26 protein-coding genes are annotated in these 24781 nt (G+C 33.0%); 3 read left to right on the forward strand and 23 right to left on the reverse strand.

Annotated elements, in window-relative coordinates; all coding sequences use genetic code 11:
- The first annotated feature begins 351 nt into the window (after positions 1-351).
- Complete coding sequence (gene sigK, locus ACFVRR_RS20550) at positions 352-1071, forward strand: RNA polymerase sporulation sigma factor SigK (RefSeq protein ID WP_069035122.1); 720 nt, start codon at positions 352-354, stop codon at positions 1069-1071.
- A 72-nt stretch (positions 1072-1143) separates the two neighbouring features.
- Here sigK and ACFVRR_RS20555 read toward each other — a convergent pair whose 3' ends face one another.
- The 5 genes from ACFVRR_RS20555 to ACFVRR_RS20575 all read right to left on the reverse strand — a co-directional run bounded on the left by ACFVRR_RS20555 (position 1144) and on the right by ACFVRR_RS20575 (position 4313).
- Positions 1144-1377 (reverse strand): YrhC family protein, encoded by a 234-nt coding sequence (locus ACFVRR_RS20555; protein WP_176522677.1) that lies wholly within the window; start codon positions 1375-1377, stop codon positions 1144-1146.
- A gap of 256 nt (positions 1378-1633) precedes the next feature.
- Positions 1634-2278: a TetR/AcrR family transcriptional regulator gene (locus tag ACFVRR_RS20560; RefSeq protein ID WP_335475512.1), complete on the reverse strand. Its 645-nt coding sequence runs from the start codon at positions 2276-2278 to the stop codon at positions 1634-1636.
- Positions 2279-2281: 3 nt separating this feature from the next.
- Positions 2282-3298: an ABC transporter permease gene (locus ACFVRR_RS20565; RefSeq protein ID WP_387332265.1), complete on the reverse strand. Its 1017-nt coding sequence runs from the start codon at positions 3296-3298 to the stop codon at positions 2282-2284.
- Positions 3295-4014: an ABC transporter ATP-binding protein gene (locus tag ACFVRR_RS20570; RefSeq protein WP_387332267.1), complete on the reverse strand. Its 720-nt coding sequence runs from the start codon at positions 4012-4014 to the stop codon at positions 3295-3297. The genes ACFVRR_RS20565 and ACFVRR_RS20570 overlap by 4 nt, the downstream gene beginning before the upstream one ends.
- Before the next feature lie 167 nt (positions 4015-4181).
- On the reverse strand, positions 4182-4313 hold the full coding sequence (locus ACFVRR_RS20575) for a hypothetical protein (RefSeq protein WP_483867349.1): 132 nt from the start codon (positions 4311-4313) through the stop codon (positions 4182-4184).
- A gap of 182 nt (positions 4314-4495) precedes the next feature.
- Here ACFVRR_RS20575 and ACFVRR_RS20580 point away from each other — a divergent pair, with 182 nt between their 5' ends.
- Both ACFVRR_RS20580 and ACFVRR_RS20585 read left to right on the forward strand, forming a co-directional pair.
- Entirely contained in the window at positions 4496-5131 is a 636-nt protein-coding gene (locus ACFVRR_RS20580) for an FMN-dependent NADH-azoreductase (RefSeq protein ID WP_387332269.1), read from the forward strand.
- 125 nt (positions 5132-5256) lie between these two features.
- Entirely contained in the window at positions 5257-6006 is a 750-nt protein-coding gene (locus tag ACFVRR_RS20585; protein ID WP_387332271.1) for an SDR family oxidoreductase, read from the forward strand.
- A gap of 187 nt (positions 6007-6193) precedes the next feature.
- On the opposite strand, the gene mtnN is transcribed toward ACFVRR_RS20585, so the two are convergent.
- The 18 genes from mtnN to recD2 form a co-directional block, all read right to left on the reverse strand.
- On the reverse strand, positions 6194-6886 hold the full coding sequence (mtnN, locus tag ACFVRR_RS20590) for a 5'-methylthioadenosine/S-adenosylhomocysteine nucleosidase (protein ID WP_097979014.1): 693 nt from the start codon (positions 6884-6886) through the stop codon (positions 6194-6196).
- 201 nt (positions 6887-7087) lie between these two features.
- Positions 7088-7684: a YrrS family protein gene (locus ACFVRR_RS20595; RefSeq protein WP_387332273.1), complete on the reverse strand. Its 597-nt coding sequence runs from the start codon at positions 7682-7684 to the stop codon at positions 7088-7090.
- A gap of 67 nt (positions 7685-7751) precedes the next feature.
- Positions 7752-9512, reverse strand: a complete 1761-nt coding sequence (locus tag ACFVRR_RS20600; protein ID WP_387332275.1) for a peptidoglycan D,D-transpeptidase FtsI family protein — start codon at positions 9510-9512, stop codon at positions 7752-7754.
- A 73-nt stretch (positions 9513-9585) separates the two neighbouring features.
- Complete coding sequence (greA, locus tag ACFVRR_RS20605; RefSeq protein ID WP_097979017.1) at positions 9586-10062, reverse strand: transcription elongation factor GreA; 477 nt, start codon at positions 10060-10062, stop codon at positions 9586-9588.
- A 211-nt stretch (positions 10063-10273) separates the two neighbouring features.
- The gene (udk, locus tag ACFVRR_RS20610) at positions 10274-10909 is read right to left on the reverse strand and encodes a uridine kinase (RefSeq protein ID WP_056472723.1); all 636 of its coding nucleotides are present in this window, start codon (positions 10907-10909) and stop codon (positions 10274-10276) included.
- A 20-nt stretch (positions 10910-10929) separates the two neighbouring features.
- Positions 10930-12207: a peptidase U32 family protein gene (locus ACFVRR_RS20615; RefSeq protein WP_387332277.1), complete on the reverse strand. Its 1278-nt coding sequence runs from the start codon at positions 12205-12207 to the stop codon at positions 10930-10932.
- Between the two features lie 93 nt (positions 12208-12300).
- A complete protein-coding gene (locus ACFVRR_RS20620) occupies positions 12301-13233 on the reverse strand; it encodes a peptidase U32 family protein (RefSeq protein ID WP_387332279.1) in 933 nt (310 codons plus the stop codon).
- Positions 13226-13885 carry an O-methyltransferase gene (locus ACFVRR_RS20625; RefSeq protein WP_387332281.1) on the reverse strand — a complete coding sequence of 220 codons (660 nt, stop codon included), beginning with the start codon at positions 13883-13885 and terminating at the stop codon, positions 13226-13228. Before ACFVRR_RS20625 ends, ACFVRR_RS20620 begins: the two co-directional genes overlap by 8 nt.
- Positions 13886-14252: 367 nt before the next feature.
- Positions 14253-15347 carry an endolytic transglycosylase MltG gene (mltG, locus tag ACFVRR_RS20630; RefSeq protein WP_387332283.1) on the reverse strand — a complete coding sequence of 365 codons (1095 nt, stop codon included), beginning with the start codon at positions 15345-15347 and terminating at the stop codon, positions 14253-14255.
- A gap of 120 nt (positions 15348-15467) precedes the next feature.
- Complete coding sequence (locus ACFVRR_RS20635; RefSeq protein WP_248268347.1) at positions 15468-15758, reverse strand: DUF1292 domain-containing protein; 291 nt, start codon at positions 15756-15758, stop codon at positions 15468-15470.
- A 112-nt stretch (positions 15759-15870) separates the two neighbouring features.
- Positions 15871-16287, reverse strand: coding sequence for a Holliday junction resolvase RuvX (ruvX, locus tag ACFVRR_RS20640; RefSeq protein ID WP_387332286.1), 417 nt, complete (start codon positions 16285-16287; stop codon positions 15871-15873).
- Positions 16288-16290: 3 nt separating this feature from the next.
- Positions 16291-16557 carry an IreB family regulatory phosphoprotein gene (locus ACFVRR_RS20645; RefSeq protein ID WP_056472706.1) on the reverse strand — a complete coding sequence of 89 codons (267 nt, stop codon included), beginning with the start codon at positions 16555-16557 and terminating at the stop codon, positions 16291-16293.
- A 114-nt stretch (positions 16558-16671) separates the two neighbouring features.
- Positions 16672-19323, reverse strand: coding sequence for an alanine--tRNA ligase (gene alaS / locus ACFVRR_RS20650; RefSeq protein ID WP_387332288.1), 2652 nt, complete (start codon positions 19321-19323; stop codon positions 16672-16674).
- Positions 19324-19679: 356 nt separating this feature from the next.
- Positions 19680-20747, reverse strand: coding sequence for an AI-2E family transporter (locus ACFVRR_RS20655; RefSeq protein WP_387332290.1), 1068 nt, complete (start codon positions 20745-20747; stop codon positions 19680-19682).
- Between the two features lie 39 nt (positions 20748-20786).
- Positions 20787-21341, reverse strand: coding sequence for a GNAT family N-acetyltransferase (locus ACFVRR_RS20660; protein ID WP_387332292.1), 555 nt, complete (start codon positions 21339-21341; stop codon positions 20787-20789).
- 603 nt (positions 21342-21944) lie between these two features.
- On the reverse strand, positions 21945-22079 hold the full coding sequence (locus tag ACFVRR_RS20665; RefSeq protein WP_082459514.1) for a DUF3918 family protein: 135 nt from the start codon (positions 22077-22079) through the stop codon (positions 21945-21947).
- A gap of 13 nt (positions 22080-22092) precedes the next feature.
- The gene (locus ACFVRR_RS20670) at positions 22093-22341 is read right to left on the reverse strand and encodes a hypothetical protein (protein WP_097979025.1); all 249 of its coding nucleotides are present in this window, start codon (positions 22339-22341) and stop codon (positions 22093-22095) included.
- A gap of 51 nt (positions 22342-22392) precedes the next feature.
- On the reverse strand, positions 22393-24750 hold the full coding sequence (gene recD2, locus ACFVRR_RS20675) for an SF1B family DNA helicase RecD2 (protein ID WP_387332295.1): 2358 nt from the start codon (positions 24748-24750) through the stop codon (positions 22393-22395).
- Between the last annotated feature and the right edge of the window lie 31 nt (positions 24751-24781).

The following is a 24781-nucleotide window of genomic DNA, read 5'->3' on the forward strand; positions in this document are numbered from 1 at the left end:
TAATTCAGCATACCTTATGTACTGACTCGCAGCTTCCGTCAGCTCTCTTAAACAGGGAAGTTATGCCTACTGTGCCCTTATCAACGCAATATATTAAATTGTCAAAAGATTCATTAAAAAAGTTATTAATGAGGATTATAAAGCACTTTTAAATAGACTGTCAATGCATTTTTTTTCTAGAATATGTATCGATTTTAAAAAAGATACATCGTTATCAGAATGGTAGCGCTTACTATTTTCAACATTTTTTTTACACAGCTTACATTTTTTTTATGGTACAGACACACAGAATTTGTACATTACATAAATATATAAATAACAACCAACCTTACCTTCCTTAGGAGTGATTATATGCCTGGTTTATTTACCGCCTTAAGTCTTTTCTTAAAAGAAGTGTTTGTGTTTGTTTCCTATGTTAAAAATAATGCCTTCCCACAACCTCTTTCTCAAGCCGAAGAGACGCTCTATTTAAATCGTATGGCAAATGGAGATGGAGAAGCACGAAATTTATTAATTGAACATAATTTAAGGCTTGTTGCTCACATTGTTAAGAAATTTGAAAATACCGGAGAAGATGCTGAAGATTTAATTTCGATTGGCACAATAGGTTTAATAAAGGCAATTGAGAGCTTTGTTCAAGGTAAAGGAACAAAATTAGCCACATATGCTGCTAGATGTATTGAAAACGAAATACTTATGCATTTACGTGCTTTAAAGAAAACAAAAAAAGATGTCTCCCTTCATGATCCGATAGGTCAGGATAAAGAGGGCAATGAAATTTCACTTTTAGACATATTAAAAACTGAGACAGAAGATGTAGTTGATCAAATTCAACTTAATATGGAATTAGAAAAAATCAAGCAATATATTAAGATTCTAGATGACCGTGAAAAGGATGTAATTATTCAGCGCTTTGGTATTGATATGGATAAGGAACTAACTCAACGTGAAATCGCAAAGAAATTAGGAATCTCAAGAAGTTATGTTTCGAGAATTGAAAAACGTGCTTTAATGAAAATGTACCACGAGTTTTTAAGAGCTGAAAAAGAAAAGAAAAAAGATAAAAAATAAGCCACTAAAGATGAATATGACCTCCAATTGTTAGTCTGAACTAACAATTGGAGTGATTCATTTTTAGTGGTTTTATGCTTGCTCTTCTTTTTGCATTTTGCGTTTAAAATAATTGGATGTCAGAAAGAAACCTAATGCAATAATCAGCATTGTAAAAACGATACTCTCGACTATTAATATTTTATGTTGGGTTAATCCGTCCTTTGGAAGGAGAGTCCCGATATAGAAAAAAGTAGCCAATGCTGTTGTTATTGCTCCAAAAGTTTTAAAATCATTAACCTTCGCCTGTAGCTTTTTTAAATTCACGTATACTACACCTTCCCTTCTTGTTGACTTAATAACTTTAACATACTTTATACAAAAAAAGTGAAGGTAATTAAAGGTAGTACATGTAGAGATTAGTAAGTACATTTTGTCAATGAATTAAGTATTGTCTTGCTGATTTAGACTTTTTGATTTATTACTAAAACTGTATTGCTAAAACATAAAATGTAAAAAAGAAGAAAGGAATTATTTATAATCCTTTTCTTCTTTGAATGTTTTCACTTATATCAGCTATAAGTTATTTTAGACCATTCTTAATAAACTCAATTGTACGTTCAGTTTCCTGTTCTTCGTTCCAAAAAGGTGTATTTTCAAGGACGATTGAAGAGATCACTAGACCAATTACTGTTGAGATAATTAATCTTAATACTGTCGGTATCGGTAGTTCTTTTATTTGTCCTTTATCGATAAACGATTGTAATACAGTGGCTACTTTAGGGTACATTTTATCTTTAAAGAGTCTTTTTAGCTCTTCTTGCATATCGTCTTGGAATGGCATTTCTTGTATGATTATTTTTACGGCTGCCTTATTTTTCTTAGCAAATTCCATACGATTTTTAATCAGCGCATTAAGAAAATCTTCAAATGTTTCGTACTCTAAATGAAATACTGCTTTAGAAAAACGATCCATTTCAAAAGGAGCAATTGTTTTTACTAATGTCGGTTTGATAATACTTTTTAATAAATCCTTTTTTGTTTTAAAGTAACGAAAAATAGTACCTTCAGCAACATTTGCTTTTTTGGCAATTTCATTGGTAGATGTACTAACGAAACCTTTTTCTGCAAAAATTTCAATTGCAGCTTCAAGAATTTTTATTTCTTTTTCATTCATTTCTTGTAATTTTTCTTCTGGAAAAAACTCTTCTAATTTAATTGGTAACACTCCTTAAATTGAACGCTGTTTCTTTAATGCAACTATATTTAAAGAAATAAATACGATTGAAAATCCAAGTAGGATCAGTAATTGTAATATAACATCGGCAAGCGATTGCCCTTTGATCATAATCCCTCTAAGAGCCTCTGCCCCATATGTCAGAGGTAAAATACCCCCGATAAATTTAAACCAATTTGGTAAAAACGCCGTTGAGAAAATACCTGAAAAAAGTATTTGCGGAACAGCAATAACAGGAATAAATTGTACAACCTGAAATTCATTATTTGCATATGCAGATAACAGCATACCAAGTGTAAGAGCAGTTAGAGATAATAAAATATTAACTACGCAGACTTCCCATGCACTTCCTACATTATACATATCTAATACACTGATTGAAAAGACAGTTATAATGATCGATTGGATTAAAGCAAAAAATCCAAAGCCTAAAATATAACCAACAACAATTTCCCATCTTTTAACTGGCGTGACGAGTAATCTTTCGAGTGTTGTTGTTAATCTTTCCCTTACAAATGAAATACCTGATAAGATAAATACAAATAAGAACGAGAAAAATCCAATAAAAATCGGTCCAATTGAATCAAATGATTCCATATTTTTACTACCATAAATTGGGTCCATTACAATTTTAAAATTAGAAGGTGTATTTTCCTTAACTGCTGATTGAATCGCATCCATTACTGCAGTTGTTCTTGCTTTATCTGTCCCTTCAAACTGTACTACTATTTCTCCTGATTTAAATAAGACAGCACCATCAAGATCCATCTTTTTCAATTTATCTTCAATGTCTGAAGGATTTACATTTTTTACTTTCGCATAATCTTTTACTATTTGCTCAAATGCTGGAGGGGCACCTACTAGGGCTAAAGTTGGTTTTGTGTCATCTTGTTTTAAGATATAAGAAAATAAAAACAATAATACGATAGGAGCAACAAAAATCATTGCAAGGGATCTTCTATCTTTTAAAAATTGTTTTATTATTCGTTTAGAAATAGCAAAGACTCTCATGAGCTCACCTCAGTATTAAAATATAGGTCTTCGATTTTGCCTGTTTTAGATTGCGAGATTAAATTTTCAGTAGTATCTAAAGCGATTAATTCTCCTTCTCTAATTAATCCGATTCGTTCACATTTTTCAGCTTCTTCCATGATATGGGTTGTAATGATGATCGTAGTACCTTGTTTTTTCATTTCAAAAAATTGATTCCAAATTTGCTTTCTTAGTACTGGATCAATTCCAACTGTTGGTTCATCAAGGATTAGTAAAGTAGGTTTATGGAGGATTGCTATGGCAAGAGAAAGTCGTTTTTTCATTCCCCCTGAATATTGATTAACTTGCTTGTTTAATGAATCCTCTAACCCAACGATTTGGGCTACTTCTTGAATTCTCGACTTAAGTTCTTTACCTTTTAAATTATATAGGGCACCAAAAAAACTTAAATTATCAGCACCCGTTAAATCGCTGTATAAAGCGTCAGATTGTCCCATATAGCCTATTGACGGAAGGACTGTGAAATTAGGCATTTCGTTATTATAAACTAATACTTCTCCTCTTGAACTTTTATCGATCCCTGCAATCAATTTTATTAAAGTTGTTTTACCAGAACCTGATGGACCTAAAATCCCAAATATCTCCCCTTCTTGAATGTTCATTGAAATATTTTTTAATACAGCTCTTTTTCCAAATAAACGATCGACTTTCTGGATTTGAACTACATCGCTCATCGTAATCCTCCGTTCAAGTATATTTACAATTTATCTCATTCATAATGAGTGAGTACTCACTCTATATTTTCATCTTAGTTCATCCTTTACGATCAGTCAATAAAAAGTGAGTACTCACTCAATTATATTGTAAAAAAAGGCTGCAAGGGATGGTTTTCCGCTTGGTTTTATAATAGCACTAATAAATCTGCACCTTGAAACTCGGGAAGTTCTTTAATCGTAATACTCGAACTTGGTGGTATATCAATTAAATAAACAAGGCAATGAAGACAATATTCCACCTCTACATTATATTGCACCCAAAACGCCTCCATTACAAAAAATAAAATGTATAAACAATATATTAGAAGTATTTATCGTTTGTGTAAAACTTCACAAATACCATTGACATATTCAAAAACAAGGGTTATATTACTGATGTGATTAATCGTCGATTATACTTGTCGCCGATTATTCAATACTACATGAGGAGACATAATTAATGAACAGAATACTTGTAATAAATGCACATCCAAATTTCAATTCTGAAGAGGTATATAGTGTAAATGTATTAAATCATTTTAAGAAAACACTTAAAAGTAAGGATCCTTCTGTAAAGATTGAGCAAATTAACTTGTATAACGAATTTATACCTAATGTAGATTCAACAGTTTTATCTGCCTGGGGAAAATTAAGTGAAGGTATTCAACTTAACTCAGATGAAGCTCGTAAAATAGAAAGAATGAATGAGATATTAAAGCAATTTAAAGAGATAAAGCAGTATGTAATCGCCTTACCACTTCATAATTTTAATATTCCATCTAAATTAAAAGATTATATGGATAACATTTTAATTGCGCGTGAAACTTTTAAGTATACAGAAGACGGTTCAGTTGGCTTACTTTATGATGATCGAAAATTATTAGTCATTCAAGCCAGTGGTGCAATTTATACAAATGATGATTGGTATACAGAGGTTGAGTACGCTCATAAGTATTTAAAATCCATGTTTAATTTCTTAGGTGTAGAAGACTATCAAATTATAAGAGCACAAGGCACAGCTTTGTTAAAAAGAGAAGAAATATTGGCTAATGCATATAAGGAAGCTGAAGACGCTGCAATGCGTTTTATCATATAATTGAAAAAATTTAGACTTAAGAACTATTAAGGATATGTCATTTTAAAAATGGTATCAATGAGCAAAAACGGCATAAAAACAATCAAATTAAATAATTAAATTCATAATAAGTGAGGTTAACATACATGAAAATTGTAGTAGTTGGTGGTACTGGATTTATTGGAACTAAAATAGTTAGCAAACTTCGTGAGACTGAACATGAAATTATTGTAGCATCACCTTCCTTAGGGGTTAATACAATTACTGGTGAAGGACTTGTTGAAGTACTTATGGGCACTGATGTTGTAATTGATGTAACTAATTCCCCTTCATATGAAGACAACGTCGTATTGGACTTTTTTGAAACTTCTACTCGTAATATTCTTACTGCTGAGAAAATTACCAAAGTAAAACATCATGTTCATTTATCAATTGTAGGTACGGATGGTCTTCTTGAGAGTGCATACTTCCGTGGTAAAATGGCTCAAGAAGAATTAATAAAAGATTTTAGTATCCCTTACACGATTGTTCGTACAACACAATTCTTTGATTTTATTCTGACTCTTACAGATTTATTTACCGATGGAGACACTATTCGTTTACCTGATTCGTATAATCAGGCAATATCCTCTGAAGATGCTGCAGATGGTATAGTCGACTTTGCACTAAGTACACCAGTAAACGGTATTGTTAATTTAGCCGGACCAGATCGAATGAAATTTGCTGATTACGTAAAGGCTTACTTAGAAAGTAAAAGTGATATACGTAAAATTGAAGCAGACGGAAAAAATCTATACTTTGGTGCAAAACTTGGCGAGTTTTCGTTAGTTCCTACTTCAGAAGAAACACTGCATACTGCCCCAACACATTTTAAAGATTGGCTTAAAGAAAAATAAGATATTAATATCTGCTTTAGTTTAAATCCCTATTTTTAAAGTTTAGACTTCAATAACAAAGTAAAAAAATGTATGGAGCAATTGCTACCATACATTTTTTATTTTAAAATATTCACAATCTATTTTTCTACATTACAAAATAGATTTTCTAAAGAAAGATCCTATAAGACATCTTTCTTTAAAAGATTTATAACGCTTTAATCATTTCCTCAACCATTAATGTTGAATTAACAGCCGCAGTATGAAGGAATTGATCAAATGAAATATTTGATTCTTTACCTGCAATATCTGACAACGCACGTGTTACAACAAATGGTACTTTAAAAGCATAACAAACTTGAGCAATTGCAGCTGCTTCCATCTCTACAGCATACAGATCACCAAATTTCTCTTTTACGAAGTCAACTCTTACTGGATCGTTCATAAATGAATCGCCAGTTACGATTAATCCTTCAACAACTTGGATACCATTAATTTTTTCAGCGCATTTTTTAGCGATAGACTTTAATTTATCATCAGAAGGGAATGCAGCTGGCATACCTGGAACTTGTCCGTATTCATAATTGAATGCTGTAACGTCTACGTCATGATGACGCACTTCAGTTGAGATAACAACGTCGCCAACATTTAAGTCAGTATGAAGTCCGCCTGCAGATCCTGTGTTAATAACAACATCTGGCTGATATTTTTCTAAAAGAATTGCTGTTGCCATTGCTGCATTAACTTTACCAATGCCAGACTTTAATAAAATTACTTCTTTTCCTTCGTATGTACCTATGTTATATTCTGAGCCTGCAACTTCTTCTTTTCTCAGGTTGTCTAATTTATCACGTAATACATGTACTTCTTCTTCCATTGCTCCAATAATAGCTATTTTCATTCTTTCAATTCCCTACTTTCTCTTTCAAACTTTAATCATTTTACCATATAGCGACATATCATTCATCTTTAAGAATACGTACAACAAAAAACACTTTAATTCTTAAAAAGAAGGACCTTTTTTTACCTTATAGGAGCTCGCTTACTATGTGGCGTAAGCATACCGTTGCTCCTGCAGGGACTGAAACTTTATTCTCGCGTTTTAATACTTTAACTCGTTTACTTCTTGTACCAAAATAGGGAGCCAGCCCTCTTTTACAACCCAGTGTAAGTATACGACATATTTATAGCTTAAGTCGTTTGTGGCAACGTATATTTTTATACTTTGCTGATCATATCCTTGACCAATATGCCAAACTGAATAATCTTCTTTTGTTAAAGAAATCGCATTTGATACTGCTTCTTCCATTTCATAAAAGTCCTGAGACCTATGACTATAGTGAACTGTATGAGGCTCAATTTGTCTTGTTTTGTTCGGTGTCCATTCTTTTACAGTAGATTCTATAATATTTTCATCATTTATTGAATCTCTAATAATCTCATTTACTTTTTCACGATATTTCGCTTGATACGGATTCGGTATATCAGTCATTTGCTTTGGTTCTTGAGCAATCGTAGTAATCTTAGCTTTTGCAGTATTAGGCTCGATCTTTTGTTGGTTGACAATCGGTAAAGTTATTTTTATCCCTAAATAGATGATTCCAAAAAGAAGTGGAATAAGTAGTATTCTGTAAAAATAATTTCCTCTTCGTAATCGTCTTAATTTTTGGACCCTTTTGTTTGGTTCAATCGAAGACATTGACAAAATCCTCCAAAAACAACTAATTTTTCCCTATTTTAACATAGAGTTAATTAATTAAAAATAGCTATTTTGTGTGGTTTTTATCAAAATTATATATTGATTTTATTAAACTTGTCACAGTGTCAGAGGTAGATGTAGCTTCGTTCGAAACATTTAAACTAACTACTGCGAATGCATATCTTGGCTTATCATATGGAAAATAACCTGCAAACCATTTGTTTTGTTCAACAATTTTACCATCTACTACTTTTGTTTCTGCTGTACCACTTTTCCCTGCTAAAGTATAAGGCAAACTAGTATAGCGATTTCCCGTTCCTTTTGCATCTGTCACTACACCTCGAAGTAACTCTCTTAATTGTTGCATTGAATCTGGAGCTAGATAATCATCTACTAATGTCTGTTCTGGGAATTTAAACATTTCTGTACCATTTTTATATAATACAGAATCTACTACTTTTACTTGTTTTGGGCTACCACCTCGTGCAATAGTAGCCATCATATTAGCTACGGCTAAAGGGGATACTTTTACATCCTGTTGCCCAATGGAAGTATTTAAGAGCTTATCACTTAAATAGTTTCCTACAAAATAAGTTGGTTTCCCTTCATTTTGAAATTGACTAAAATTAGACTCATGATAAACAGATCCTGTCCATCCTACTGGACCATCTAATCCTAGCTTTTTGGCATATGTTTGAAACATATCTTTATTTTTTAAAGTTAATTGCTTACCTAATTGGCCAAATGTGTAATTACAACTTTCATAGAAACTTTGTTGAAAATTTAAATTACCTTTTCGCTTTTTCTCTTCATCTTCGTATTTACCGACTAGATTATTATTACAATTATACATTTGATTTTCTTTCACAATTCCTTGATCTATTGCGGCAGCCGCTACAACTGTTTTAAAGACTGAACCAGGTGTACTAGCTAATAGTGCATAATTAGTCGCTGTATTATCATTCGAAGAATATAAATTTTGGAAATTCATATTTGGCCGGCTAACCATCGCTAATAAATTGTTAGTCTTGACGTCAATTAGCACTGCTGCACCTTTTTGAAGCTTAGCTTGGTCTACAGCTTGTTCTAATATTTGTTGTAAATCTTTATCTAATGTCGTTGAAAGGGAAACTGGATAAAATGGATTACTAGGTTTTGCGTATTTTACTTCATTTCCAAACATCGGTTTACCTAAATTATCTACGTGAAGCATTAAATTAGATGTACCATCAGATTTTAAGAAATCTTCAAACTGAGCTTCTAAACCAATTACTCCAAATTCTTTAGGCTTATAATCTCGATCACTTTCATACTGTTTTTCATATTGTTCTTTATTTTCTCTAGCTATTCCAATTAGGTGTTCTGCCAATTGTTTATCGTCTTTATCTTGAGACAACATGGAAATTAATCCAGAAACATGTAAATTATTTATTTCATCAATTTTTTCCGATGTTAATGTTTTTGTCATTCCTTCTAATGTAAAAGGTTCTTTTTTACCAATAAACTGATTTTTAATTTTTGCAACCGGTACTCCTGTAATCGATGATAATTTATCAATCGGCCAATCAATTGTTTTTAAAAATGGAAATAAAATAACTTTTGGAGTGTAAGCTGCACTTAATAATTTTCCATTTCGGTCAAGTATTTGTCCACGTCCATTATCAATCCGAAACTGAAATGTTCTTTGAGCAACACTTCGTTCGATTAAATTTACCTTTTGTGGGCCAAAATTCTTTTGATGAAGTACACTAATATCTAAACATCTGTATACGATTAACGAAAATAGTAACGAAATAATAATTAATATGGCTTTTATCCGTCTATGCATATAAAAAACACCTCATCTACAGTGTAGACGGGGTGTTCTTTTTTCAAACAATTAAATTGTTAAACAAATCAAATTATTTAACAGCAATAATTCTTACTTGCATATCTCCACCTGGAGTATTAACTGTCACTTCTTCACCAACAGTTTTGCCTAATAAGCTTTTTGCGATTGGAGAATCATTTGAAATTTTACCTTCAAATGGATCAGCCTCAGCACTACCTACAATTGTGTAAGTTTCTTCGTCACCAGCTGGTAATTCTAAGAAAGTTACAGATTTACCTAAAGTTACTGTATCTGATGCATCATTATTTTCAGTAATAATTTCAGCATTACGGATCATATTTTCTAAAGTTGTAATACGACCTTCAACAAATGCTTGTTCATCTTTTGCTGCATCGTATTCAGAGTTCTCTGAAAGGTCACCAAAGCTACGAGCAATTTTAATACGCTCTACTACTTCAGCACGCTTTACTGTTTTTAAATTTTCTAATTCTTGTTCTAATTTTTGTTTCCCAGCTAAAGTCATAGGGAATTTTTTTTCGTTAGCCATTTTGTACACTCCTTTTAGTATCCACCGATTCTTTTATGTAAAACTTCTAAATATATGTTTATACAATGTAGTTGTACAAACAGTGTATGAGAATAATTAATGAAACATTCACCTTATGAAAACGCATTCTTTTATATAGAAAGATGAAGAAGTAAGTGCTTCTCCATCTTTCCAAAATTATATTTAGGAATTATTCTCTTATATGAACGTATTATAATACACTTACTCTTTCAAGTATAGTCTGAATTTTTGTAGCCATTAAATCAATAGCCACAAAGTTCTGACCGCCTTCTGGTATGATAATATCTGCGAATTTCTTAGATGGTTCACAGAATTGATTATGCATAGGGCGTACAACATTTACATATTGATCTACCACAGAATCGACTGTTCTTCCACGTTCTTTTATATCTCGTTGTATTCGACGAAGAATTCGTAAGTCAGCATCCGTATCTACAAATATTTTTATATCCATTAAGTCACGTAAACGCTCGTCTTCTAATACTAGAATACCTTCTAAAATAATTACTTCTTTTGGTTCTACAGGGATTGTTTCTGAAGATCTTGTATGAATTGTATAGTCATATACAGGTTTTTCAATTGCTTTGTATTGCAATAAATCTTTTATATGCTCAATAAACAAATCATTATCAAATGCTAATGGATGGTCATAATTTGTTTTCAATCTTTCTTCCATTGGTAAATGCGTTTGATCTCTATAATAAGAATCTTGCTGAATCATTAAAATTGAATGACCTTTAAATTGATCATAGATTGCTTTTGTTACAGAAGTTTTACCAGAGCCAGTCCCTCCAGCAATTCCAATTACAATGGGCTTATTCCCCATACTTCAATCCCTCTTTCTTATCAAACTAACTTTTTTCTCATCATGTTGTAAGGATAAACTTTTTGATCCACTTTAATTTTTACAATTTCTAATGGATGTCTTGCAGCGTCTACTTCTGTTCCTTCTTCATTAACAATTACACCAACTGTTTGTTTGAAGTTGTCCATTTCAGGTCCAAAGAATTCAATTTGGTCACCTGGTTTGAAGTAGTTACGTTGTTGGATTGTTGCGATACCAGTTTCATCATCATAGTCTAATACAAGACCTGCAAAATCATACGTTGTTTTTTTGCTATGATTTCCATACATTTGCTCTTTCATTCCTGGGAACCCTTCAAAGAACGAAGATGCAGTGTCACGATTCGCACATTTATCTAGTTCTTCAACCCATTCTTCTTTAAATTCGAAGTTTTCTGGGTCAGCACAATATGCATCAATTATTTTACGATAAACAGATACAACTGTTGCTACGTAATGAATTGATTTCATACGTCCTTCAATTTTTAAACTATCTACACCCATTTCAATAAATTTAGGAATTGAACGTAATAAATTTAAATCTTTCGGGCTCATTGCAAATGGAGCATCTTCTTCAGCAAATAAAGCATTTTCCGTTGCATCCGGATTTTGAGACTCAGTTTGAACTAAATCGTAATCCCAACGACATGATTGACAGCATCCACCACGGTTTGAATCACGTGCAGTCATATGATTACTCAACGTACAACGGCCAGAATAAGCAATACACATTGCTCCATGAATAAATGTTTCAATTTCAACGTCTACTTTTTCTTTGATTTCTCTTATTTCTTCATAGCTCGTCTCACGTGCTAATACTAATCGATGTAATCCTTCTTCTTTCCAGTACTGTGCTGCACGATAATTTGATAACGATTGTTGTGTACTTAAATGTACCTCTAATTTAGGTGCAGCTTCTTTACATGTTTCAATAATATATGGGTCAGCTACAATAATACCTGTAACTCCTGCTGCTTCAATGCCTTGTAAATACTCAACTAATCCGTCCATGTTTTCGTTATGAGCAAATATATTTGTTGTTACATAAATTTTCGCATTAAATTTGTTTGCAAACTCTACACCTTCAGCCATTTCTTCAATAGAGAAGTTATCTGCATTCGAACGTAAACCAAACTCTCTACCACCAATAAATACAGCATCTGCGCCATATCTTACTGCAATTTTTAATTTTTCTAAATTACCAGCTGGTGCTAATAGTTCAGGTTTCTTCACGATTACACGTTTGCCATCAACTATTTTATCTAATTGTCCAATTGCCATTATTAGTCCTCCTCTTTAATACAGGTAAGGTACAAGGTTCTAGTTCTAGAATCCCCTGGCTTTCCTACTTTTCCATCATAAATCTTACCTCTATTAATAAACTGTTTCTTTAAAGAAGAATCCTGTGTCCAGTGGTCTATTTACAGGTTGGATTGCTTCGATTTTGTCGAAAAGTTCGTCTTTGATTTCTTCGTAAGCTGCACGGTCTTCTACACATAGGTCTATAGCTTGTCTGTATAGTTTAGTTACTTCAATGATATACTCTGAAGATTTTAAGACACCATCAATTTTGAATGAATCAATACCTGCATCAACTAATTCTTCTAACTCGTTAACGATACAAATATCATTTGGACTCATAATATGTGTTCCATTTTGATCTTCAAAAATTGGATATTTATTATTACGCTCGTGGTCAACTAAGAACATATTTTCTTCATATTTCTTTTGCTCAACGATTTCTAAATTCTTTCCTTGGTATTCAAAATAGTTACCAACAAGTGAACGTTTTGATTGGAACATAGCAGTCATTCCATGTACTTGTACTTCGATTTCTAATTTAGCATTTTCTTTAATTTCAGCGACAGCTTCAAAGCTTAATTCTCTTGCTAATACCGCACGTTTTGATCCACGTTTACCCCAGTAATTACAAGTAAACCAGTTTGTAGCCGTTGTTTCTGTATTCCAATGTAATTGCATATTAGGTGCAATCGCACGTACTGACATAAGAACTGCAGGATCTCCGAATACAATTGCATCCACATTTGCATCTCTTAAAAAAGCAATATAATCTTCAATTTCATCAAGAATTTCATTATGGTAAACGCCATTCATCGCTACATATACTTTTACATTTTTTTTATGTGCAATTTCTACTGCTTCTTTTACAGCTTCACGACTAAATTCGCCCGCTAAGCGTAATCCAAAACGTTGTTCACCAATAATAACTGCGTCTGCACCAGCATCAGCTAATTTATCTATATCATTTAGGTTAGTTGGCGTAACTAATAATTCAGGCTTAATCATTATTAACTCCCCTTTTCTTACTAATAGCAACTCCATCACCAATTGGTATAATTGTCGAATCATACTTAGGGTGATTCATTAGCCATTCATTGTAATTTTGAATCTTTTTTATTAAAGCTTTCTTTCGTCGGTCATCAACTAAATCCGCACTTTCAGCAACTTGGCCTTTAAATAAAACATTATCTGAAATGATAACACCTCTGTCAGATAACAAAGGCTCAAATAATTCAAAAAATCGTTTATACTGAGCTTTAGCTGCGTCGATAAAAATAACATCAAATTGTCTGTTCTCAGGCAACTTTTCTTTTAAAAGTAAAGCATCACCTTCTAAAAGTAAAATTCGATTACTGTAATCACTTCGCTCAATAAACTCTTTTGCTTTTCGAATTCTCTCTGCATTTCGCTCCATTGTAACAATCTTCACATTTGGAAACTCTTTTGCCATTCGAATACTTGAATAACCTATCGCACTACCAATTTCAAGAATGGAAGTTGGCTGTATTAAATAAAGTAAACCAAGCATAAATTCCATGCCTGCTTTATCCATTATCGGCACATGATGCTCCAATGCATATGTTTCCATTTCTTCTATAAAAGGTTCTCTATGTTTATAAAAATTCGCCAAGTATTGACGAACTAAAACGTCATTCATTGCTTATAAAGCCTCCAATAGAAATACAACCTTGTCTTAAAACAAGGTGTAAGTAAAATTTCTGTGTATCTGAATTTTTTTAGACCCGTAATATTCTAACATAAAAAAAAGACCCTTGGCTAGTACCAAGAATAGTTGCAACGCTTTCACTATTTTTTAATTTACAAAATTCCTCAGTAGACTATTTATACTACTGAGGAATTTAATATTTTCACTTTAAAAAAAGTTATAAATTGGCAGCAAGGTAGAGTACTCGACATGGTTGCCAATTTTAGGAATAAAGTATAAGTTCAACTACGCCTCTGTCTTCGCCTATAAGGCTTATCACTCGACGAGTTTTCTATAATATACAAGTATTTCCAACTTTTTATTTTATATGCTTTTCTTTTTCTGTATTGTGCTCTGCTAACGATTTTGTAAAGATTACTTTTCCTGTTTTATCAGCAAGGAAATATAAATAATCAGATTTGGCAGGCTCAAGAGCAGCTACTATACTATCAACGCCAGCACTTGCGATTGGTCCTACCGGTAACCCTTTAATATAATAAGTATTATAAGGAGATTTAACTTCTAAATCTTTATATAATACACGTTCTTTATGTTTACCCAGTGCATACAAAACTGTTGGATCCGTTTGTAATGGCATTCCAACTTTAAGTCGATTATAAAATACACTTGAAATTAACTTTCGATCGGTTGTACCAGTTGCTTCTTCCTCAATTAACGAGGCCATTGTTAATGTCTGATGAGGCGTAAGTTTTTTGTTACTCATTTCTGCTTTATATTGGTCCAAAATTTTCACTGTTTCATTTAGCATAGGAGTGATAATTTCTTCTAAGCTCGGAGTAAAATCCCCATACATATAAGTTGAAGGATATAAGTACCCTTCTAAGGGATAGCGAATTCCAGGTTTAAAAACATCATTCGTTATTAATTGAGGAAACTTTTTTTGTAGCACCTGAATAAATGCTTTATCATTCAACTGTTTTAGTACAGCTGCTTGATCTAATTTAAATTCTTTTGCGATAATCGCTGCGATTTCGTTTAATTGAGAACCTTCAGGAATCATTAAATCCTTTACAGCAACTTGATATTTACCACCTACCTGTAAATGGTTTACAATCGTTGCAACCCCTTGGTTTTCGCTAAAATGATAATTCCCTGATTTTAGACTAGCGTTGTTATGCAACTTCACATATAGTTTAAAAATTGATGTATTTTTTATTAAGTTTTTCTTTTTAAAAATTGCTGCAATATTATCAACAGAACTTCCTTCAGGAATTGTTACCAATTTAATTTGTTTATTTGCTGAATTAACAGGTTTTAACATATATTTATAAGTTGCAAAACCCGCACCAACTATGACAATACAAGCAATAAGTAAATATGTAAAAATAAGCATACCTCTGCTTTTTTTATTTGTATTCTTGTATCCATTTTTATCAAAATCATTAAATGACAAACTTATCTACCTCCTTTTCCACGTTATAGTATACTACAAATATGTGCTAAATCGGCAATTTTCTACATAAAAAATGCTAAACACTTTTATAAGCGCTTAGCATTTTTAAATCCGGAGATATTATTCTGCTTCTTCTTCGTCAAAGAAAGTGTTTAATACTTCTTCAACCATTTCCCACTCTTCGTCAGATTCGATTGGATATAACTCTCCATCTTCACCATCTTCTGCAGGAATGAAGCTAGATGCATGGTAGATTGGGTCTCCATCTTCATCAAACTCTTGTCCAACTGGACTATAAATTACGTATGATTTACCATAATCATCTGATTCAAAAGTCATGATAATATTACAAAGAATCTCATTACCTTCCTCATCGATGATTGTAATTTGTCTGTCTTCACCGTGTTCCATTTATATCACCTCAATTATTTATCCTTTTATGTATAAGTGAATAGTTAGAGGGCCGCCCAATTAGTTATATTGCAAATACACTTATTGAGAGGCCAGTCTCCATTCTTCTTTATCACTTTATACTATCTAAGTAGTTTTGTAAAATAACTACTGCTGCCATTTTATCGATAACTTGTTTTCTTTTCTTACGACTTACGTCAGCAGAGATTAGAAAACGTTCGGCAGCCATTGTTGAAAGTCTTTCATCCCATAGTATAACCGGAAGATTGAATTCTTCTTCAATCATTTTTCCAAAACGCGTACAAGCTTCACCGCGTTCTCCAATACTTCCGTTCATATTTTTAGGTAAGCCTACAACTATTTTTTCGACTTCGTAGCTGTCGATGATTTCTTTTAGTCGGTCTAGTCCAAATTTCTGACGTACTTCATCAATTTTGACTGTCTCAATACCTTGAGCTGTCCAACCAAGAGCATCACTTACAGCTACACCAATTGTTTTAGTACCTACATCTAGCCCAAGTGCTCTCATTAATTATTCTCCACGATGTTGTTGTAAGTAAGATTTTACTAATTCCTCAATGATTTCATCACGTTCTAATTTTTTCATCATACTTCTTGCGTCATTGTGACGAGGAATGTATGCAGGATCACCTGATAATAAGTATCCTACTATTTGATTGATTGGATTATAGCCTTTTTCTTGTAACGCGTCATGAACCTTTAACAAAACTTCATTAACTCGTATATCTTGACCTTCATCTTGCAAACTAAACTTCATCGTTTTATCAAATGAATCCATACAAAGCACCCCACTTATCCGTATATTTTTAGCTAATTACATTGTACCATTTTTATTACGCAGTTACGAATCAGCTAAAAATTTTTATATCTGTTATTGTACACGATTTTTGTATTATTTTGAAATCGTGTTCATCCATTTTTCAACAAAAGCAACAGCCTCTTCTAATTTCGAAGGATCTTTACCTCCAGCTTGAGCCATATCAGGACGGCCTCCGCCTCCTCCGCCACAAATTGAAGCAGCTTCTTTTATAAGATTTCCTGCATGATATCCTTGCCCTACTAAATCTTTTGTAACGCCAGCAATTAAGTTTACTTTACCTTCATTAGCAGAACCAAGTAATACAACAACAGAACCAATTTTATTTTTAAGGTCATCAACCATTGTGCGAAGACTATTCATATCTGCTCCATTTACTTTAGCAGCAACGAATTTTACTCCATTTACTTCTTTCACGTTATTACTAATATTTCCTGCTTCAATATTGCTTAATTTTGAAGAAAGTGATTCATTCTCTTTTTGTACTTGTTTTAAATCTGATTGTAAAGTTTCAATACGAACAACAACGTCTTTCGTATTTGATTTTAATAGGCTAGCTGCCTCTTTTAGTTGACCAATTTGTTCTTGCATATATTCGTAAGCTGATTTGCCAGTTACTGCTTCAATACGGCGCGTACCAGCTCCAATACCTGACTCAGAAATTATTTTAAATGTACCGATTGATGCTGTGTTATCAACATGACATCCACCACATAGCTCAAGACTATAATCTCCAACTTGTACTACTCGTACTACATCACCATATTTTTCACCGAATAATGCCATTGCTCCCATTGCTTTTGCTTCAGCAATTGCTTTTTCAGAAATTTGAACTGGAATGCTTTCCCAAATTTTTTCATTCACAATTTTTTCAATTATTTCAAGTTCTTCAGACGTTACTTGACCGAAATGTGAGAAGTCAAAACGTAAGCGTTCTTGGTTTACTAATGAACCAGCTTGATTTACATGAGTTCCAAGTACATCCTTTAATGCTTGGTGTAATAAATGAGTAGCTGTGTGGTTCTTTACAATACTCGAACGGTTAGCTTTATTAATTGTTGATTCAACTTTAGCACCAACTGATAACGCACCTTCAACAACCTTCACTCGATGTAAATTTTGCCCGTTTGGAGCTTTTTGAACATCAAGCACTTCTACTTTCAAACCAGGAGCAGTTAACGTTCCACGGTCTGCAATTTGACCTCCACTTTCAGCGTAGAAAGGAGTTACATCAAGAATTAAATGAGCTTCTTCGCCATTTGCTACATCTTCAACTCGCTCTCCGTCTTGTACTAGAACAAGAACTGTAGATTCTATCGAACCTTCGCTATAACCGACAAAAGTTGAAGTTTCCTTGATTTCACGAAGTGCTTCACTTTGTACTTGCATTGAGTCAACATCTTGTCTTGCAGAACGAGCACGCTCACGTTGTTTTTCCATTTCAACTTCGAAACCGTCATGATCAACTGTTAATCCTTCTTCTTCTGCATATTCTTCTGTTAATTCAATCGGGAATCCATATGTGTCATAAAGACGGAAAACATCTTCGCCTTTAATAACAGTACTTCCTTTTGCTTTTGCATCCTTCATTACATTTGTAAGAAGGGATAATCCTTCATGTAATGTTTCGTGGAAACGCTCTTCCTCATTTTTAATTACTTTTTGAATGAACGGTACCTTTTCTTTTACATTTGGATAGTAGCTTTCCATGATTTCAGCAACAACTGGAACAAGTTCAAACATAAATGGACGTTCAATACCTAGTTTTTTAGCAAAACGAACTGCACGACGGATTAATCGACGTAATACATATCCACGACCTTCATTTGAAGGTAGAGCGCCATCTGCAACAGCAAAAGATACTGTACGTATATGGTCAGCAATTACTTTAAAAGCAGTATCTTGATCTAATTGTCCATTTCGATATTTTTGACCAGAAATTGTTTCAACAACATTGATAATTGGCATAAATAAATCAGTGTCAAAGTTTGTGTCTACTTCTTGTAGTACACTTGCCATACGCTCTAAGCCCATGCCTGTATCAATGTTTTTGTTTGGTAATTCAGGGTATTCTTTGCGGTCTAAACCATCTTTTGAATTAAATTGAGAGAATACAATATTCCAAATTTCTAAATATCGATCATTTTCTAAATCCTCTTTTAATAATTTAATTCCAATGTTTTCTTGATCATATTTTGTTCCACGATCATAGAAAATCTCTGTACATGGTCCACATGGTCCTTCTCCAATTTCCCAGAAGTTACCTTCTAACAGGATAATATGCTCAGGATCTAATCCTAATTTAATCCATAAATCATACGTTTCTTTATCTTCAGGGTATACAGTAACGTATAATTTTTCTTTTTCAAAACCAAACCATTCAGATGAAGTTAAAAGCTCCCAACCCCATGTTACAGCTTCTTCACGGAAATAATCCCCGATTGAGAAATTACCTAACATTTCAAAAAATGTATGGTGACGAGCTGTTTTCCCAACATTCTCAATATCATTTGTTCGAATTGATTTTTGTGAATTTGTTATCCTTGGATTCTCTGGAATTACTCGACCATCAAAATATTTTTTTAATGTCGCTACACCACTATTAATCCATAATAAAGTTGGATCTTCTACTGGTACTAAAGATGCACTTGGCTCAATCGAATGACCTTTTTCTTTAAAGAAGTCTAAGTACATTTGGCGAATTTGAGCAGCAGTTAGCTTTTTCATTATATTAACCTCCATTTAGTAAATTTATAATGTTATAAAAACAAAAAAATCCCGTCCCTAAAACAGGGACGAGATGTACTCGCGATACCACCCTGATTATGAATAGAAAGCTTATTGCTTAGGCAAAATGCCTCGAAGTCTATTCATCACCTCAAGAGACCGTAACGTGGTCTGACGCGTCAGTGATTAGCTGCATTCAGGAGTAGCTTTTCTGTCACCCTTCATTAAAGTTTCTTTCAGCCTTGGAAACTTCTCTCTTTTGCATAAGCTTAAATGGTTTAGTGACATACTTGTTCCTTCAAAATTTTGCAAATATAAATTGTATGAAAAAATAGTATCATTGTCAAAAATGAAAGTCAAGTTGAGAGACGTTCTTTTCTATTACTGTAATAGCGAATAACAGAAATAATAACAACTAATAATGGAACCGCAATTAATAAACCAATAAAACCAGCTATTTCACCTGCAACTAATAATGAAAACATAATAATAACTGGATGTGTATGAATTGATTTTCCAATTATGAGCGGAGAAAGGACGTTCCCTTCAATCAATTGTAATACAATTAATGTAATACCTACTCTAATTAATAAACTGGTCCCTTCCGAAGCAGCTAGAAACAAGGTTGGTATAGCTCCAATAACCGGTCCGAAATACGGAATGATATCTGTTATTCCTATGATCACTCCTAATACGAGAGCATATTTCATTCGAACAATCCATAGAAATATTGTTGCTAATCCAAACAGTAAAAAACAAACTAATATTTGACCACGAATATATTTTCCAAATGTATTATTAAGTTCTTTTGCTAAACCTTTTGCTTCATATCGCCATTTGTAAGGGATAATTTTCCAAAACATATTCGATAAGACCTTATAGTCTTTTAAAAAGTAAAAAACGATAAACGGAATGATAAAGAGTGAAATAATATTATTTACTAATTGCTTCATCCATTCACCAGATTTATTCAATAATGATAATCCTGATCTTTCAGCGCCATTAATCATTAAATCAATACGATTATGAAGAAAAATTGGCATCCTCGAAGTTTTTCGATCGATTTTTGATAAGAAATTATCATATAATGCCATTACTTTAGGAAAAGCTGTTAAAATATCTTGCCACTGTTGTTTAAAAATAGGGAGTAATAAATAAAGTCCTAATACACACCCTCCAAAAAATAATAAATAGATCAATAAAATCGCAATTACTCGTTTTATCCCTTTATTATGAATATATTCAATTGCAGGATGTAACAAATAGGCAATGATTAAACCAATTAAAAATGGAACCATCGATTTTAAAACACCAATTACAATATGTAAATAAACCGGTTTTAAATAATAAAAAACGATTCCAACTAATCCAATTAGCAAAATTAAACATAATCGGTATATCCATTTTAACTTTAAACCGTCCATAAAAAACCTCCATACTGGTAATAGTATGGAGAATTTCAATTAAATTATGTGACTTGTTAAAAATTTTGCGAAGTCTTCTCTCTTAACAACATTCAATACACATTTGGTTTTTGCTTCTTTTTCAATGATTGTTAGTTCATTTGGAAATTCCTTCTCTACACCAATTGTCATATAAGCTAATTTCTCTTGAGCACGCCTTGACCTAGTATTTGACTCTTTTGCTCCAGCAAAAACATAGTCCATCTTCAACTCGTTAAAAGCAATTTTTAAGATTTCAACTTTTGAAGCTTCATTATACCCTTGCCCCCAAAATGGAACTCCTATCCAAGTACCGATATGGCAAATTCCATCTCCTCGGTCTATATGCTTTAAACTAGTTATACCGACAACCTCATCTTGCTCATTCAAAATTATCCGATTAATTACCTTACCTTCTGATTCCTGCTGAACAATATTGCTAATAAATCGAATTGTATCATCAATAAGTTCTACTTTTATTCCTAATATATCTTTCACACCTGGATCTGATGATAACTTAAAAACCTGCTCAGCATATTTTAAATCATTCTTAACAAGCTTAACTCCCACTCCCATATTTACCATCTCTTTTCCATGTTTTTATAAATAATAAAAGAGATTGAATATTTTTTCAACGGAAAATTTTTAGATTTGAAAGCAAGTTGAGAATTAGCTGAAACTTTGAATAAAAAAATCTGAAAAGCACAAAGCACAGTTTTAAATAAGTTAATTAGAAAACTAAGTAAAGAAGTAAAGTTTACTGATAAAGTTCGTTGATTTTTAATGTAACGCCTCTATACAAGATAAAAATTAAGATATCTTCTATTAAGATTAAAATTTATAAAGATGTGTAAGGCGTCATCATAAGTTACAATTTAATTAATTAGGGGTAATCCATTCGTTCAATTGACTAATCTATTGTTTTTAAGATTATTATTTTTTATAAAGAACATGATTGGAACGAAAGGGTGCTCGACTCCTATGGGATTAGCGGGAAGGCTGAGACCCCACAGGCGGAGCCGAGGAGTCTAAAGAATCTCGCCCCATGGCAAGCGAGCAGCCTGTAGTGGAAATCAATAGGACACGACTTCCTTATCAAGGCAATCCAACAATTTTATTGTCTAACTCTTTTTCAACAGTAAAAAAGCACATGCCTCTATAGACATGTGCTTAAAAAAATTAAAGCATTTTTTTCAATGACTTTCTCATACGTTTCATATTCTTTGAAGTAAGCCATTTGTTATCGTACATTAACTTCATCGCAAGTGCACCTGCACCTAAACCTAAACCTAATAAAGAGCTTTTTCTAGCCATCAATTACCCACTCCTACATACTAAGTTTTCGATCCTCTTCGTCAAATAAATCATCCAACGAACTTAACGTACCATCTTCCTCAACTTGGTGGGTATAAATTATGCCTTTATTAATTGTTAGTTCAATATAACATCCCCAACAATAATATTGATTTACACCTATTTTCCCTAAGTCTTTACTATGACAATTTGGACAAATCACAACGCTCGCTCCCTTAGCCAAAAAAGGCAATGTTTCTAAGCATTGTGACCAAATTTTCATAAAAATATACGTTAGTACAGGAATCGTCTTGCACTATATATTCTTAGTCATTTACATGAAATCATAAGGTGAAAGATTTGGTAATTCGTCTGAAAGCTGAAATGGTAAATCCTCGTTTAGTTGTACTTCTCCATTTTCAATTCCTTTTAGTTTCATACATAGAGTAGTCTGTCTTTGACCATCATCTGTTCTGCCAATGCCTTGAATAAATGCATCTTGTTCACCGCACATGATTAAGAACTTTTTGCTTCTTGTCACTGCAGTGTAAATTAAATTTCTTCGAAGCATTCGATAATAACTTTTGACAATCGGAAGCACAATAATATCAAATTCACTTCCTTGAGACTTATGAATTGAACAACAATAAGCAAGAGTTAATTGAGAAAAGTCTGGTCTAGTATACGTCACTTCATTACCATCAAATGAAACGATTATAATGTCTTGTTGTTCTACATTTTCTTTGGCGAAAAAAATGTTTACAATTTCACCCATATCTCCATTAAAAACATTATTTTCAGGAACATTTACGAGTTGGAGAACTTTATCACCTGTCCGAAAAGTTGTATCACCAAAAATCATTTCACGTTGCTTTTCTTTTTTGGGGTTAAACACTTCTTGAAGCCCTTCATTTAGAGCATCAATTCCTGCTGGGCCACGATACATCGGTGCTAATACTTGGATATCTCTTACAGGAAAACCTTTTTTATTGGCGTTTTCACACACTTTTTTGACGACTTCAACAACTTGTTGACTTGAACAACCGATAAATGAACGATCTTTTCTTTGTTCAAATAAATCCTCGGATATTGTTCCATCTTTTATATAATGTGCAAGCGTAATAATCGAAGAATCTTCTGATTGACGGTAAATATCTTTTAATCGTACTGTTGGAACTGTGCCAGAGTTTAATAAATCCTTTAAGACTTGACCTGGGCCAACAGAAGGTAATTGATCCTCATCCCCTACAAAAATGACTTGGCATCCTTCTGGAATGCTTTTGAGTAATTGATTCCCTAACCAAACATCGACCATTGAAAACTCATCAATAATTAGTAACTTTCCATTTAAAGGATTTTCCTCATGATGGCTAAACTCCCCTTCTCTTGTCCAACCGAGTAAACGATGGATTGTTACTGCCGGTAATCCAGTTGCTTCACTCATTCTTTTTGCCGCTCTACCTGTAGGTGCAGCAAGCAAATAAGGGAATGGATCATCTTTCGGGTAAGAATGCTGATCTAATGATAAATCATGGATTGTTGAAAACAGATTAACAATTCCTTTAATAACTGTCGTTTTACCTGTCCCTGGTCCACCTGTAAGGACCATCATAGCTGACTCCATAGCCTTTTTGATTGCTTGTGCCTGTGAAGGGGCATATTTTACATTCATTTTTGATTCGAGGTCTTCTAGCTCTTTTGCAAATCTAGTTTCAGTCATTTCTCCTAAATCTGGAGCATCACTTAATAATTTTTGGATCGCATTTACAATGCCTTTCTCAGCGTAATAAAGCGCAGATAAATAGATTCTCTCATCTTCCATTACTAGCTTTCCGTCAGCTACCAATCGTTTCATTTCCCGAGAAATGTCGACTGCTTCGACAAGCTCTTTGTCCTGTTTCATTAATAATTGTCTAGTTTCATCAATAAACTGATCTTGCGTTATATAAACATGTCCTTCTTGCATTGATAAATGTTCTAAAATATAAATACAACCCGCTCGTATCCGATCCGGATGATTTCCTGTAATACCGATAGCTCGACCAATTTCATCTGCTCTTCCAAACCCAATCCCATCCACATCTTCAATTAACTTAAATGGATTTGTTCTGATAACATCAAGAGTTGATTCATTATAAGTCTTATAAATTTTTATCGATAAACCCGTTCCAATACCGTAGCTACTTAAAAAGCTGATTACTTTTTCAAGACCTTGATGAGATAAAATTGTTTCATAAATTTCTTTAGCTTTAGATTTTGCCAGCCCGGGAACACCTTCTAGGCTATCTGCATTATCTAAAATTTTATTAATCGCACCTTCACCTAAATGATCAACGATTTTCTCGGCTGTTTTCTTTCCAATTCCTTTAAATAAATCTGATGATAAATATTGAATAACACCTTTTTTAGTAGATGGAAGCTCTTTTTCAAATGATGAAATTTGAAACTGTTTACCATACCTCGGATGGTCTTTTACAATCCCTTTAAATGTATATGTTTCATCTTCATTCATCCTTGGAATATTCCCAGTAATAGTCATTTCCTGTTCACAATTTGATAAATTTGTATCAACTACTTTTACCTTTGCAACAGTATAAAAATTTTCTACATTATAAAAGATGATTGTTGTGATATGCCCTTTAATATATGGTGTCTCATCAACAAACAATTCCATTTCACTTTGGGTTTGCATTTCTCCACCTCCCCGAACTTACATAACTAAA

Origin of the sequence: Gottfriedia sp. NPDC057948, from assembly GCF_042887255.1 — a bacterium.
GTDB lineage: Bacteria > Bacillota > Bacilli > Bacillales > Bacillaceae_G > Gottfriedia.

Coding starts and splice junctions, on each gene's coding strand:
- ACFVRR_RS20625 (WP_387332281.1), bottom strand. CDS start 13,885: ATGAATGACGTTTTAGTTCGTCAATACTTGGCGAATTTTTATAAACAT.
- ACFVRR_RS20585 (WP_387332271.1), top strand. CDS start 5,257: ATGAAAATTGTAGTAGTTGGTGGTACTGGATTTATTGGAACTAAAATA.
- ACFVRR_RS20570 (WP_387332267.1), bottom strand. CDS start 4,014: ATGAGCGATGTAGTTCAAATCCAGAAAGTCGATCGTTTATTTGGAAAA.
- greA (WP_097979017.1), bottom strand. CDS start 10,062: ATGGCTAACGAAAAAAAATTCCCTATGACTTTAGCTGGGAAACAAAAA.
- mtnN (WP_097979014.1), bottom strand. CDS start 6,886: ATGAAAATAGCTATTATTGGAGCAATGGAAGAAGAAGTACATGTATTA.
- ACFVRR_RS20620 (WP_387332279.1), bottom strand. CDS start 13,233: ATGATTAAGCCTGAATTATTAGTTACGCCAACTAACCTAAATGATATA.
- ACFVRR_RS20660 (WP_387332292.1), bottom strand. CDS start 21,341: ATGGGAGTGGGAGTTAAGCTTGTTAAGAATGATTTAAAATATGCTGAG.
- ACFVRR_RS20670 (WP_097979025.1), bottom strand. CDS start 22,341: ATGAAAATTTGGTCACAATGCTTAGAAACATTGCCTTTTTTGGCTAAG.
- alaS (WP_387332288.1), bottom strand. CDS start 19,323: ATGAAAAAGCTAACTGCTGCTCAAATTCGCCAAATGTACTTAGACTTC.
- ACFVRR_RS20665 (WP_082459514.1), bottom strand. CDS start 22,079: ATGGCTAGAAAAAGCTCTTTATTAGGTTTAGGTTTAGGTGCAGGTGCA.
- ACFVRR_RS20645 (WP_056472706.1), bottom strand. CDS start 16,557: ATGGATTCATTTGATAAAACGATGAAGTTTAGTTTGCAAGATGAAGGT.
- ACFVRR_RS20635 (WP_248268347.1), bottom strand. CDS start 15,758: ATGGAACACGGTGAAGACAGACAAATTACAATCATCGATGAGGAAGGT.
- udk (WP_056472723.1), bottom strand. CDS start 10,909: ATGGGGAATAAGCCCATTGTAATTGGAATTGCTGGAGGGACTGGCTCT.
- ACFVRR_RS20565 (WP_387332265.1), bottom strand. CDS start 3,298: ATGAGAGTCTTTGCTATTTCTAAACGAATAATAAAACAATTTTTAAAA.
- ACFVRR_RS20655 (WP_387332290.1), bottom strand. CDS start 20,747: ATGGACGGTTTAAAGTTAAAATGGATATACCGATTATGTTTAATTTTG.
- ACFVRR_RS20600 (WP_387332275.1), bottom strand. CDS start 9,512: ATGCATAGACGGATAAAAGCCATATTAATTATTATTTCGTTACTATTT.
- sigK (WP_069035122.1), top strand. CDS start 352: ATGCCTGGTTTATTTACCGCCTTAAGTCTTTTCTTAAAAGAAGTGTTT.
- recD2 (WP_387332295.1), bottom strand. CDS start 24,750: ATGCAAACCCAAAGTGAAATGGAATTGTTTGTTGATGAGACACCATAT.
- ruvX (WP_387332286.1), bottom strand. CDS start 16,287: ATGAGAGCACTTGGGCTAGATGTAGGTACTAAAACAATTGGTGTAGCT.
- ACFVRR_RS20615 (WP_387332277.1), bottom strand. CDS start 12,207: ATGGCAATTGGACAATTAGATAAAATAGTTGATGGCAAACGTGTAATC.
- ACFVRR_RS20580 (WP_387332269.1), top strand. CDS start 4,496: ATGAACAGAATACTTGTAATAAATGCACATCCAAATTTCAATTCTGAA.
- ACFVRR_RS20595 (WP_387332273.1), bottom strand. CDS start 7,684: ATGTCTTCGATTGAACCAAACAAAAGGGTCCAAAAATTAAGACGATTA.